Here is a 13,258-nt window from a genome sequence, read left to right as displayed (position 1 = left end):
CTCGGCTTGCTTGAGAATGGCCATGATTTGGCTGTCTGAAAAACGTGATCTCTTCACGCAAAATTTCCTTGATCCGATTAGGAGAAAATTCTACTTCTGGTGAGTATTTTTTTCAGGGGGGATTACCGGATAACCTGTTGACCCAGTTGTCCGCCAAACGGCAACGGCTGATGGGTATGCGCCGTGAAAGCAATCAGCGCATGGCTGACTTTGCTGTGGCCGATGTGTCGTTGTTCTGGCTGCTCAACGCGTTGAACACCTATCAACCGGTACTGGCTGATATTAAGGCACACCCTGCGCGGCATCCCGAGCAGGTGTACCTGGAGTTGATCAAGCTGGCTGGCAGCCTGCTGACCTTTTCGCTGGAACACGATATCGACAAGATCCCAGCCTATCGGCATGAACAGCTTGAAACCGTATTCCCGCCCTTGATGCGCACCATTTCTACCTTGCTGGAAGCCAGCCTGCCATCGCGGGTTATTGCCCTGGAGTTGGAAGAAGTGGGGGCCAATCGCTGGCAAGTCACGCTCAACGATGCACGCCTGCGTGAGCGGGACGGTGCCGACTTTTATCTGTCGGTGCGCTGCCGCATGCCGGCCGCACAGTTGCAAGACCAGTTTCCGCGCTTGTGCAAGGTGGGGACACCGGACGATGTCGATCACCTGGTCAACGCTGCGCTTGACGGTGTTCCGTTGCAGCCGCTCAGTCATGTGCCGGCGGCCATTCCGTTGCGCCTGGAGAACCAGTACTTCGCTCTCGATCTGGGTCATGCCAAGGGGCAAGCGATGCTGGCCGAAGGGACCTGCGCCTTCTACGTCCCGAGCACGTTGCTCGACATCAAGCTTGAACTGTTTGCGGTACTACGCGCATGAGCCTGACCTCCTCGAAAAAACGCACCCTCACCGCGCACGATCTCGATGCACTGTTGCAAGACAGCTACCTGCTAGTCGTCGAGCTGCGCCAGGGCGCTTCGGTGCAAGATAGCCCAGACCTGTGGAAGCGCTGCGAGAAGCAGGTCGAGCAGGTTCAACAGAGCCTCAAGAACGCCGGAGTGAACAAGCGCAGCATCGAGCTCATCAGCCACGCCCAATGTGCCTTGCTGGATGAGACCGCGCTCGGCTGCGCCAAGGGTGATGCCCATGCCAAATGGGCAAGCCAGCCTTTGCAGACCCGGTTTTTCAGCAGCCACCAGGCCGGTGAGTTTCTGTATGACGACATGCGCGAAGCACTTCGCCAACCCGCACCTGATGTGTTGGTACTGACGGCATTCCAGCGGGTCCTGATGCTCGGCTTTCAGGGTCGATACCGCGACGTGAACGATCCCGAGCGTGAGCAACTGTTAGCCGCCTTGAATGCACGGGTCGCTCCCTTGGAACTCAATCATGTGGTTATGACACAAGGCATCGGCCAGCGAATGAATTCCTTACGCGGATTGCGTTCGCCCCTGGCTCATATCCTCATGGCGGGCCTGTTGCTGGTCGGCGCCTGGTGGGGGTTGGATCATTGGCTGGGCGGTCTGATCGCTACGCTTGTGCCAGGCCAAGTGTGAGGGGTGTGATGACGCTCACGCTGACACGCGGTCTGTGGCTGTGGGCCGGCGTGCTGGCCTTGACGCTTTTGATGGTTATACCGTTCACCGGCTGGATAAGTGAAGTGGCGGCCTTGCTCGTTGTGATCGTGGTCGCTTGGGCCTGGATCCGGGCGGGACGCCGTTTTGCACGGCAGGGCCAGCGGCTGGTGCTGGCCGGTGATACATCCCTGCCGCCGACGGCCTACCGTCAGCCGGTGGTGTTGGTCTGTGGCGATGGTCTGACTGGCCTGTTCGGCGCGGTGCCTGCTGAACAATTGGCCCTGCGCACCACCTCGCAAGGCTGTTATGTGCGTATCCCTAGCCTTGAGCAATTATTACCGATCACCACTGGCATCCAGGCCTTGCGTCCGGACTGGAGTGGGCAACTGAGCGTGATGTTCATCGCCAACCCCGACGAGCACTCCGACGCCGCAGAGCTGGCTGGCCAGGTGCGTGCCTTTTGCAATCAGATCGCCCTGGTACGCAAACGTGGTATTGCGCTACCGCTGATGCTGGTGAGCTATCTGCAAGCTGCAAAAGGTGAGGATGCCTGGTTCAGTTGGGAGGGCGCTCAATCCAACCCTCTCGTGCGCGAGGCCGGTGCCTGCGTTAGCCTGGCCGACTGGCAGCGACAGGCCTCCGACAGCGCAACTTACGCTGCACGCTTGTGCAGTGGCGTACAAGTAAGCAGCGCGGCGACGTGGCTGAAGGAAACACTTCTCCCGCACTTCGAGACCCGTGACGCCCACTATCCACTGGCCTGCACCATCACCCTGGTACCGGTTCTGCCCCAACGGGTCACCGGCAATCTATGGCAGCAATGGTTGCGTGACAAGGTGGGGTTGAGTGACGTCGGGCAATTTCTGGTGGGGTCGAGTTCAGCCTTGCCGTTTCCTGACCCGCTGCTCAATCTGTTGCCGCTCCATGCCCGTCGCTCCCCGGCCCTGCGGGCGAGTGCCGTGGCGTTCTGGTTGTTCGCGGTGGCCGGTGCTGTGGCCTTGGCCAGCTCGGCCTGGCAGAACAACCTGCTGTTGCGCCAGACCAGTGATGATTTGCGGCGCTACACCTCTATTCCTCTGGCGGAGCGTCATGACCAGCCCGAGTTCATCTTGCGCGAGAGCGCTGTAGCAGTGCTGCGCCAGGACGCCATGCGCCTGGACGACTACTACCGGCAGGGTGAACCGCTGGCGCTGGGCCTGGGCCTGTATCGCGGTGAACTGCTGCGGCTGCCTCTGCTGGAGACCATCGCCAGTCATCGGCAACCGTCCCAGGCCCCGACGCTCGCGAAGATCCCCAATCCGGTGCGGCTGGACAGCCTGTCACTGTTCGGAACGGGAAGCGCCGAGCTCAAGCCGGGCTCGACCAAGGTGCTCGTCAATGCTCTGGTCAACATCAAGGCCCAGCCGGGCTGGCTGATCGTCATCGCCGGGCATACCGATGTCACCGGCAACCCTGAGCAAAACCTTGAGCTGTCCCGTGCTCGGGCTGCTTCTGTGCGCGACTGGATGCAGCGCATGGGCGACATCTCCGACAGCTGCTTTGCGGTCCAGGGTTTTGGCGCTAGCCAGCCCCTGGCCAGCAATGACACCGAGCTCGGGCGTGCAGCCAACCGTCGCGTCGATATCCGCCTGGTGCCGGAAGTGGGGGCCTGTGTGCTGCCCACTGCGACATCGGGCAGACACCCCTTGCCGCATCCTGCGGCATTCAAATTTTGAGAAAAGGAGCTTCACATGGCTATTCCCGTTTACCTATGGCTGAAAGATGACGGCGGCGCTGAAATCAAAGGGTCCGTGGACGTACAAAAGCGCGAAGGCAGCATCGAGGTCATCGCCCAGGACCACTGCCTATACATCCCCACCGACAACAACACCGGCAAGCTGACCGGCACCCGGGTTCACACCCCGTTCCTGTTCTCCAAGGAAATCGATGCCTCCAGCCCTTACCTGTACAAGGCTGTGACTACCGGCCAGACCCTCAAGAGCGCTGAGTTCAAGTGGTATCGCATCGATGACGCCGGCCAGGAAGTCGAGTACTTCATCACCACGCTGGAAAACGTCAAGGTCGTAAAAGTCGCGCCGAAAATGCACGACGTCAAAGACCCGAGCAAGGAAAAGCACAACCACCTGGAGCAGGTTGAGCTGCGCTACGAGAAGGTCACCTGGACCTACAAAGACGGCAACATCATTCACTCCGATTCCTGGAACGAACGCCAGAGCGCCTGACGCGAGAGGACCGGCAGGCGGGTTTCCGTCTGCTGGTTCGCGGTGCGTTGGGTTGAGCGTCCGTTCGCGGGCGCTCAGCCAAACACATCGAGCTGCACACTCACTGCATGTTCCTTTGACGACACGTCGAGAATCCAGAACAGGGATGTATCCCCATGGCCCAGAATTCCACCCGTTTGCTCCGCCGCCTCAACCCCTATTGCGCTCAGGCACTGAGCGCGGCGGCCTCCTTGTGCCAGAGCCGCGCCCATGGGCTGATCAGTATCGAGCACTGGCTGCTCAAGTTGCTGGAGCAGGGCGAGGGCGACCTGACCCTCATCGCCCGTCGCTACGAATGGGATCTGGACGCCCTCTGGCGTGGCCTGCTCGACCACCTCGACACCCTGCCGCGTAGCGTGCAAAGCAAGCCGCAGCTGTGCGGCAAGCTGCAACAACTGATCAAGAACGCCTGGTTGCAGGCATCCCTGGACGGCAACAACGACACCCTGCGTTCGGCCCACCTGCTCGGCGCACTGCTGGAAACTCCCAGCTTGCTCGCCTGTGACGCCGCTTGGCCGCTGCTCAGTATCAGCGACACCCAGTTACAGCGTTTATTCGAAATGCTCGACCAGCACTCCGAAGAGCGCCCACAGGTGCAACAAGAGGCTGCACTGAGCCGAACCGAAACCTCTGTAGCGCACGCTTCATCCAGTGCCGAGCAGTCGGACGCCTTGCGAGCCATCTTGGACAAATTCACCCAGGACATTACCGCCAAGGCCTGGGCAGGACAGATCGACCCTGTGTTTGGCCGAGACGATGAGATCCGTCAGGTCATCGACATTCTTAGTCGTCGGCGCAAGAACAACCCGATCCTGGTCGGTGAGCCCGGGGTGGGTAAAACCGCTCTGGTTGAAGGTCTTGCATTGCGCATCGTCGAGGGCAATGTCCCTGACAGTCTCAAACCGGTCAGCGTACGTACCCTCGACTTGGGCCTGCTGCAAGCCGGCGCCGGGGTCAAAGGCGAATTCGAACAACGCCTGAAAAACGTCATCGACGCGGTACAGCAATCACCTTACCCGGTGCTGCTGTTTATCGACGAAGCCCACACCCTGATTGGTGCTGGTAACCAGGCCGGCGGTGCAGACGCCGCTAACCTGCTCAAGCCCGCCTTGGCGCGTGGCGAACTGCGTACCATCGCCGCCACCACATGGAGCGAATACAAACAGTATTTTGAGCGCGATGCCGCCCTAGAGCGCCGCTTTCAGATGGTCAAGGTCGACGAGCCGGACGACGCCAACGCCAGCCTGATGCTGCGCGGCCTCAAGGCGCGTTACGCCAGTCACCACGGTGTGCATATTCAGGACGCGGCGGTACAGGCTGCGGTCAACCTCTCGCGACGCTACCTGACCGGTCGCCAACTGCCGGACAAAGCCGTCGACCTGCTCGACACCGCCAGCGCACGGGTCCGCATGAGCCTCGACTGCGAACCGCAACCGTTGGTGCGCCTCAAGGCGCGGCAGACCGCCCTGGAGCTGGAACGTCAGGCCCTGGAAGAAGACCAGCAACTGAGTGGCAGCCCCGCCGATGAGCGCCTGGCAATCATTGCCGCGCTACATGCCGACTTGCACCACCAGAAAATTGAGCTTGAGGAGCAATACCGGCACGAACTCGACCTCACCCAGCAGCTGCTCGACGCCCGTCAGGCCGAACCGCCACGGATGGAGGCCTGCCTGCACCTGCAACAACAGCTGAGCGACGTACAGGGCAGCCAGCCATTGCTGTCTCTCGACGTCGACGCGCGCAGCGTGGCTGAAGTGATCGCCGACTGGACCGGCGTGCCCTTGGGCAGTTTGCTCAAGGACGAACAAGCCAACCTGCTGGAACTGGAATACCAATTGGGCGAACAGGTAATCGGCCAGGACCACGCCCTCGGCGCCTTGGCCCAGCGCCTCCGTGCGGCCAAGACCGGCCTGACGGACGAGAAAGCGCCATTGGGCGTATTCCTGCTGGTGGGTACCAGCGGCGTCGGCAAGACCGAAACCGCCCTGGCCCTGGCCGACAAGCTGTTTGGTGGCGAAAAATCGCTGATCACCATTAATCTCTCGGAATACCAGGAAGCCCACACCGTCAGCCAACTCAAAGGCTCACCGCCTGGCTACGTCGGTTATGGCCAGGGTGGCGTGCTCACCGAAGCTGTGCGCCAACGGCCCTACAGTGTGGTGCTGCTCGACGAGGTGGAAAAAGCCCACCGAGACGTGCTTAACCTGTTTTATCAGGTGTTCGACCGTGGCTGCATGCGCGATGGCGAAGGGCGGGAAATCGATTTTCGTAATACGGTCATTCTCATGACCTCAAACCTTGGCAGCGATGAACTGCAAGCCTGCCTGCAAGAGTTCCCCGACGCGCCGGACAGTACCCTGCACGAGTTGCTGCGCCCGATTCTGCGCGAACATTTCCAGCCGGCCTTGCTGGCCCGCTTCCAGACCCTGATCTACCGCCCGCTGCAAGCCGACGCTCTTAAACGCATCGTCGCCATCAAGCTCGCCCAGGTGGCCAAGCGTTTGCAACGACACTACGGCTTGACCTGTCAGATCGACGCCGACCTCAACGACGCCTTGGTGGCTGCCTGCCTGCTGCCCGACACGGGCGCACGCAACATCGACAGCCTGCTCAACCAGCAGATCCTGCCGGTGCTCAGCCAGCAACTGCTGCAACGCCAGGCCGCGAGGCAGAAAACCCTCGGTGTGACCCTGGGCTATAGCGATGAGGAAGGCATTGTTCTGCATTTCACCGACGCTCACGACACGGCGGCCACCGTCGCCCTGGAGGCCTGATCATGCTCAATCAACTGCGCACCTTTTTTGATCACAGCCGCCACAAACTCAAGGTGCGCGACGTTGACGCACTGCTCGACGTCCTCGCCTTTGAAGGCACAGAGGCCCTGAGCCAACCGTTCAACTACCGCGTGGAATTTACCTGCGTCGACGGCGATATCGGCGCCGAAACAATGCTCGGCCAGAACGCCAGTTTCAGCCTGTACGGCGCCCCACAAAACCTGCCTTTTTTGGGTCTGAGTGCGCCCAAGGTGCAGCCATTGCGCACGCTGCATGGTGTGATCACCGGTTTTAAACGCTTGTCCGGCTCTGTTGATGAAGCCCGCTACGAAATCACCCTGGAACCGCACCTGGCCTTGCTTGGCCAAGGCCAGCAATTTCGGATCTACCAACACCAATCGGTGCCGCAGATTGTCGAAAGCATCCTGCGCAGTCGCCACGATTTTGAAGGCCAGGACTTTTTCTTCAATCTGGTGCGTGAATACCCCAAGCGCGAGCAGGTCATGCAGTACGGCGAAAGCGACCTGGCTTTTATCGACCGCCTGCTGGCCGATGTGGGCATCTGGTACCGCTTTACCCGCGATGAGCGCCTGAACATCGACGTGGTGGAGTTTCACGACGATCAGCGTCATTACCAGTTCGACGTCAAACTGGCGTACCGCCCGCAATCCGGGCTGAGCAGTAGCGGGCAAGACGGCGTGTGGGCCCTGCAATCCAGCCATCAGGTGGTGGAAAAGCACGTCAACATCCGTGCCTACCATCACCGCGTCGCCAACGCCCACCTGAACGGCGACATCGATCAAACCCGTGGTGCCAGTACCACCTACGGCGAGGCCTACCACTACGCTGAAGCCTACACAGTACTGGGCGACCCTTATGCCCATGACGAAGACCTGCAAAGCGAAAGTGGTTTTTTCTATGCCCGTCTGCGTCATGAGCGTTACCTCAATGGCCAGACCCAGCTCAGCGGTATTAGCAGCAGCGCCACCTTGGCCCCCGGGCAGGTGCTCAAGATCTCCGGCGGTGCGCCGCAGGCCTTTGCGCCTGGCGTGGTGATCACCCAACTGAGCACCCGTGCCGCACGGGATAGCAGTTTTGAGGTCAGCTTTGAGGCCATCCCGTACTCGGAAACCGTGTGCTTTCGCCCGGAGCAGCAAAACAAACCGCAAATTGCCGGCACCGTCCCGGCCCGCGTCACCAGCCCGCAGGAGCACGATCCTTACGGTCACATCGATATCGAAGGGCGCTACAAAGTCAATTTCCTGTTCGACCGCGACAGTTGGAAACCCGGCGAAGAAAGTCTGTGGTTACGTCTGGCCCGCCCGTACGCCGGTGACACCCACGGCCTGCACCTGCCGCTGATTCCCGGTACCGAAGTGGCCATCGCCTTCGAGCAGGGTGATCCGGACCGGCCTTACATCGCCCATGCCCTGCATGACAGTCAGCACCCCGACCACGTGACGCTGGGTAAACGCGACTACACACGCAACGTGCTGCGCACGCCAGCCAACAACAAGCTGCGCATGGAAGATCTGCGCGGGCAGGAGCACATCAAGCTCAGTACCGAGCACAGCGGCAAGAGCCAACTCAACCTCGGGCACCTGGTCGATGCGCAGAAGCAAAAACGCGGTGAAGGCTTTGAACTGCGCACCGACGGCTGGGGCGCGATTCGTGGCGGCAAAGGGCTGTTTATCAGTGCCGACGTGCAACCCAAAGCTCAGGGACAGATGCTCGATATGAGCGACGCGTTGGGCCGGTTGCAGCAGGCCGGCGATCAGTTGGGCGGGTTGTCAACCGATGCCCAGGCCGCCAACGCGGATCCAGCGGATGTGCAGGCGCAGCTAACGTTAATGCGGGACCAACTCGATACGCTCAAGGCCGCAGTTGTGCTTCTTAGTGCTCCCCAGGGCATCGCCCTGACCAGCGGCAAGCATTTGCAGTTGGCGGCGCAGGACAACCTGATGATTAACGCCGGGGCCGAGGCTGATTTCAGCGTGGTCAAGCGGCTGTTTATAGGCGTGGGCCAAGGGTTGAGCCTGTTTGTGCGCAAGCTGGGCATCAAGTTGATCGCCAACCAGGGCCCGGTGAGTGTCCAGGCCCAGAACGACACCCTAGAACTGATGGCCCGCCATGGCCTGGAGATCATCAGTACCGAAGATGAAATCCGCATCGTCGCGAAAAAGAAGATCACCCTCAATGCAGGGGGCAGTTACATCACCCTTGATCAGAGCTGCATCGAGTCCGGTACCCGAGGGGACTACAACATCAAGTCGGCGCACTTCGACTACCTGGGCCCCGCTCAGCAAGTACTGGATATGCCACAGCCACCTCAATTGACCGAGCATCAATCCAAGTCCCAGGGGCTTATGGATTTCTCTGGCTGATCCCTTTGCAGAACCAGGAGTGAAGTACACCATGGCCAGCTTGTTCTCTCAGTTTTTTGATCTTTTCAGTAGTGATCGGAAGGCACCGACTTATGTGTCAGATTCATCGGTTTTGCGGACGCCGGAGACTCCTCCTGCTCAGCCTCAGGCGCCGGTACCCGCCAGCACTGTCACGCTGCAACCGCTGAAGAACTGGAGCCATCCCTTCAAGGACAAAAATCCCCCACTGCTGCAATTGACTCAATTGGCTAAGGCGGCGTCGGGTTACTACCCGTTGGGACGTAATGGCTTGTGGCACGGCGGCGTGCATTTTGACAGCGGCACCGCTGGTACCCAGGAACAATCCAGCGTGCATTGTCTGGCCGATGGTGAAGTGGTGGCTTACCGCATCGACAAGCACTCGCCGACCACGGCCTACTTCGTCAATACACTGACCGTGCAAAAACCCTTCTCACGCAATTTTGTGCTGGTACGCCACCGTCTTCAGGCTCCTAAGATTGAAGGCAGCCCGGACGTGCCACCCAGCCTGACCTTTTACAGCCTGTACATGCACTTGCAGGACTGGGCGGTTTACCAGCGTGCGCCGGCCATACCCCGTCCAGCGTTCTGGCCCGAGGGGGAGACCCGTCGGGTCAAGGCGACGGCAAATGACGTACTGGCTGGCCCCCCAGAGCAACGAGGCTTGAATGTGCGAAACCAGGCGCAGCGGGGCAAAGTGCTCGCTCTCCTGCCACGGGGCGCGGAGGTGACGGTCAGCGGTGAGGGTGATTACCGCAAGCTGGAGAACACCAACGGACCGGACGTCCTGAAAAGTGCTGATGGCTCACTGCTCGGCTACCTTTCCTTTGAGCATTTAGAGCCCATCGCTGGGGGGGAGTTTCGAGTCAAGGCTACCTCTCTGAATGTCCGCGAAGAAGCGAGCGCCAGCAGTACCCTTATTAAGGAACTGCCAAATGGCACTGAGGTGACGATCAGCGGTGAGGGGGCGTTTCGAAAGCTGGAGCGGGTGAACCAGTACGTTCATTTCAATTCGCTGGAGGGCGCGCGCGAACCGATGGCGGACCGCATTGTGGTACTCGACCAGCCCATAGCCATCAAGGCCGCTGATTTGATCGGTCACATCGGCCTGTATCAAGACAGCGGTGCAGAGCGCCCAGAAGAAAAACTGCACCTGGAAGTGTTCAGCGGCGATAACGTGGAAACGTTCATCAAGGACAGTCGGGACTGGGCGGACCTAATGCCTGCCACAGACAAAACCTGGTTAAAGCTAGCCAAGGGCACCACAGTGGTGACCCACCAAGTTAGTTTCAGCGCCACACAACCGCCCACTCTGAGCGAAGCCAGCACACCCAGCGATGCCGATCTATTGGTCCCTAAAAGCCTGCTCGATGGTCTGCCTGCCGAGAAAAAAATCGTGATCCCTGCGACGGCTGAACGCAAAGCCTGCAACTGGTACCGTCTTGAGGGATTGCTCCACGACGCCAACAACACGTTGCTCGACGGTTGGGTGCGTGAAGAAGTGGGAGTCACTCCCACTCCTTGGGTCAATCCGTGGTCGTGGGAGGGCTACGATGTCATTTTCAACTATGACACCCCACGGCAAGCTCTGGCCTCCTTTCTTCGGGCCGTTAACCGCTTTAGTGAGGACCAGCTCGAACGTCATGGCGCCTTGGCCGATGCGTCGGACAAAGGACCGATGAAGAGTCGTCTGTACGACATCATTGACCGTGACCGTGATGGCAAAATGACCGCTGAAGAGCTGCAAGCAGCGATTAACCTGCCAGCACACGCGCAATCGTTGTCGCAGTTGATCATCCACTACGAAAGCGAGTGGCACTACAAACCGCAGAAGTGGGACGCGCTGGACGAAGTGCTTGGCCATAGCGGCTCGACCCCACACCTGAACTGGTTGGCGGAGAAAGAGCGGATCAAGCAGATGAGCTGGTGGGATGAGGTGGCGCCAAAGGTTGGGCTGCCGGCACATGGGCAGGTATATCACTTTCATCCGGTGGGGTTGGTGGGGAATCTGTATACCTTGCGACGGCAGGGTAGTGATCTTGTTGTGCAGCGAGGTCAAGTTACTTTCGACGCGGAGGGGAATGATATTCCGAACAGCCCTTATTTTAGCCGGCGCTTACATTGGCCGGGTGGAGCTTCTGGTGTGACATTGGGGCGCGGTTACGATATTCGCCACAGGACACAGGGCGCTGTGCGCGCGGATCTAATTGCAGCAGGAGTAGATATTGTTTCGGCCGAGAACTTCTCTCGTGGTGCGGGCCTGTCCGGGAATGCTGCTCGCGATTTTGTTAGCGCGAACCGTGATGCATTTGGAGCGATTTCACAGCGAGCACAGCGTGTTCTGTTTGAATATGTGGTGTATCCGCGATATGAGGCTGCGACTCAGCAACAATATAACTCAAGCGTAACGTCAGGTGGGGCAACATGGGAGCAACTGGATGATCGCGTGAGAGACATAGCAGTTGACTTAACTTATCAGCAAGGCAGTGTTTGGAATCGGCAGGCTCCACATATCCGAGGGAATAATAGGGAGTTGTTAGCAATATGCATTCAAGAAACTCCAGAGTTGGTGCAGTATGAGCAAGGCCGAAATAGAGCCAGGTACCTTAGGGGTGGGAATTAAGATTGAAAATCTATTACGGTTTTTTTATGTCGATGCTATTGATTTCCTCGTTTATTGTTGGCCAAGCGAGCGGGGCATCAAAAGAATTAACTCAGAAGGGTGAGGGTGAAGAAGCGTCACAGTCTTTTTTGTGGTCTGGATATTATTTGAAAAAAAGTGAGCTGTGCACATCTCCAGGTAGTGGAGATGACTGCTCGGAGCAGTTTCATGACTGTCTCAAGGTAGAGCCGGGGCGCCAAGGCTATCTAGTGAAACTGTACAGTACGCAGGCGGATCAGAATGTTTGCTCCTTTACGTTTCAGATGGATGCTGCGGATGGGGTACTTGTTTACAAAACACAATTTGGACGTGTGCTCTTACAACGAAATGGTGAGTCATTGGAAATTTCGTCGGAAGGAATAGATCCGACAGCTCTTGGCTTAGGTGTGTGCGGAGTGCACGCAGATATTGATGGCCTGAAATTTCCTCTGGTCAGTAAGTCTAATGCTATTTCAGCATGTCCGGCGCATAATTAAGATGTACACATTGTCGATGTGTTTGCACCATGTTGGGGAAAGGGTGAGCGGCGGCGTTGTGGGGTTTGAAGAGAGGAAGATTTTATACGACTTAGTTGAAAGAGCTCTGGTATGAAATCCTTTGAATTGAAGGTTGTTGTTTTTTTGATTTTCAGCGGTATACATACAATTTCGCACGGAGCCGAAACTACCCTGTGCACCACTGATGAGGTGATGATCGCCTCGTGTCATTTAAATGAGAAAAAAAATAGAATTCTATCTTTTTGTTCTAGCGCTGATAAAAAAGTAGTTAGTTACAGGTTTGGTTTAATTTCAAAGGTGGAACTGGATGCTGTTTTTTCAAGTGAGGCCCCGCTAAGTCGATGGGTGGATACTGCTACTTATACAGTTTATTTGGGGTTTAGACGGGCTAAGTATAGTTATGTTTTTGGTGTGCCACAGGAGACGCTTGGTGCTAAAGCATTTTTGGATGTGGCTAAGGATAACAAAGATTTAATGAGCGCTGAGTGCACTGATAATTCTTTCGGGGAAAAGGACTTGGGTAGTGAGGCAATACATGAGGTGGAGGATGAGTTTGTCAGGAGTAATGGTTTTATATTTCCGCCTAATGACAACTAGAAAAGTGACGAGAAGAGGCCTTGAATTCAATTCTCGGGGTCTTTCTGTCTGGGGTGGCAGTCATGCGAGCCATAAAGTCGCTTGACTGGGTATCGATGGTCCATCACGCGACATGAACGGTCCTAATGATTTTTTTGTAAAAATTTGATGGTTCTGCCTCCGGAGGTATTGAGTGAACAAAGCCCCAGCGACGAGTAAGTAACTGGATCTTTTTTTGAGTAGGGATAAGGCATGAAAAACATCATTCGTATTGGCGACAAAACAACCGGCGGCGGCACGGTTCAATCGGGTTCTATCGTTATGAAGTTCCGCGGTATCGGTGTGGCTCGCAAGGGTGACCCGGTCGATTGCCCGATTCCCGGCCATGGTAGAACGGAGGTTGCCGAGGGGCACCCAACGTTTCACGACAAGGGTATTCCGGTCGCGTTTCACGGGCATCGCTGCGCGTGCGGTTGCACTTTGATTTCGTCGCTGCCTGAAGCGAGCGCGAGCTAG

The 13,258-nt window shown here is 57.9% G+C and carries 9 protein-coding genes and 1 pseudogene; all 10 read left to right on the top strand.

Translation table 11 applies throughout. The annotated features are described in order from the left end of the window. Positions 1–128: 128 nt before the first annotated feature. Positions 129–872 (top strand): annotated as a pseudogene (tssK, locus tag L9059_RS18105) (type VI secretion system baseplate subunit TssK); the annotation flags it as partial. After that, positions 869–1,549, top strand: coding sequence for a type VI secretion system protein TssL, short form (gene tssL, locus L9059_RS18100; protein WP_247292328.1), 681 nt, complete (start codon positions 869–871; stop codon positions 1,547–1,549). The pseudogene tssK and the gene tssL, both read left to right, overlap by 4 nt. Positions 1,550–1,557: 8 nt before the next feature. Beyond that, positions 1,558–3,285 (top strand): OmpA family protein, encoded by a 1,728-nt coding sequence (locus L9059_RS18095; RefSeq protein WP_247292327.1) that lies wholly within the window; start codon positions 1,558–1,560, stop codon positions 3,283–3,285. A gap of 15 nt (positions 3,286–3,300) precedes the next feature. Then, entirely contained in the window at positions 3,301–3,792 is a 492-nt protein-coding gene (locus L9059_RS18090) for an Hcp family type VI secretion system effector (RefSeq protein ID WP_247292326.1), read from the top strand. A gap of 155 nt (positions 3,793–3,947) precedes the next feature. Beyond that, positions 3,948–6,605 carry a type VI secretion system ATPase TssH gene (gene tssH / locus L9059_RS18085; RefSeq protein ID WP_247292325.1) on the top strand — a complete coding sequence of 886 codons (2,658 nt, stop codon included), beginning with the start codon at positions 3,948–3,950 and terminating at the stop codon, positions 6,603–6,605. Between the two features lie 2 nt (positions 6,606–6,607). Continuing rightward, positions 6,608–8,989: a type VI secretion system Vgr family protein gene (locus L9059_RS18080; protein WP_247292324.1), complete on the top strand. Its 2,382-nt coding sequence runs from the start codon at positions 6,608–6,610 to the stop codon at positions 8,987–8,989. Positions 8,990–9,020: 31 nt separating this feature from the next. After that, positions 9,021–11,630: a hypothetical protein gene (locus L9059_RS18075; protein WP_247292323.1), complete on the top strand. Its 2,610-nt coding sequence runs from the start codon at positions 9,021–9,023 to the stop codon at positions 11,628–11,630. Between the two features lie 2 nt (positions 11,631–11,632). Continuing rightward, a complete protein-coding gene (locus L9059_RS18070) occupies positions 11,633–12,145 on the top strand; it encodes a hypothetical protein (protein ID WP_247292322.1) in 513 nt (170 codons plus the stop codon). A 111-nt stretch (positions 12,146–12,256) separates the two neighbouring features. After that, entirely contained in the window at positions 12,257–12,763 is a 507-nt protein-coding gene (locus L9059_RS18065) for a hypothetical protein (protein ID WP_247292321.1), read from the top strand. Positions 12,764–12,994: 231 nt separating this feature from the next. Further along, positions 12,995–13,258 carry a PAAR domain-containing protein gene (locus tag L9059_RS18060; RefSeq protein WP_247292320.1) on the top strand — a complete coding sequence of 88 codons (264 nt, stop codon included), beginning with the start codon at positions 12,995–12,997 and terminating at the stop codon, positions 13,256–13,258.

This window comes from Pseudomonas violetae (assembly GCF_023072615.1).
Classification (GTDB): domain Bacteria; phylum Pseudomonadota; class Gammaproteobacteria; order Pseudomonadales; family Pseudomonadaceae; genus Aquipseudomonas; species Aquipseudomonas violetae.
Note: the sequence above shows the minus strand (reverse complement) of the source record. Positions and strands in the feature narration are given on the sequence as shown.

Bases quoted from the DNA above. Each gene is read 5' to 3' on its own strand.
- tssH (WP_247292325.1), top strand. From the start codon at position 3,948: ATGGCCCAGAATTCCACCCGTTTGCTCCGCCGCCTCAACCCCTATTGC.
- L9059_RS18090 (WP_247292326.1), top strand. From the start codon at position 3,301: ATGGCTATTCCCGTTTACCTATGGCTGAAAGATGACGGCGGCGCTGAA.
- L9059_RS18065 (WP_247292321.1), top strand. From the start codon at position 12,257: ATGAAATCCTTTGAATTGAAGGTTGTTGTTTTTTTGATTTTCAGCGGT.
- L9059_RS18060 (WP_247292320.1), top strand. From the start codon at position 12,995: ATGAAAAACATCATTCGTATTGGCGACAAAACAACCGGCGGCGGCACG.
- tssL (WP_247292328.1), top strand. From the start codon at position 869: ATGAGCCTGACCTCCTCGAAAAAACGCACCCTCACCGCGCACGATCTC.
- L9059_RS18080 (WP_247292324.1), top strand. From the start codon at position 6,608: ATGCTCAATCAACTGCGCACCTTTTTTGATCACAGCCGCCACAAACTC.
- L9059_RS18095 (WP_247292327.1), top strand. From the start codon at position 1,558: ATGACGCTCACGCTGACACGCGGTCTGTGGCTGTGGGCCGGCGTGCTG.
- L9059_RS18075 (WP_247292323.1), top strand. From the start codon at position 9,021: ATGGCCAGCTTGTTCTCTCAGTTTTTTGATCTTTTCAGTAGTGATCGG.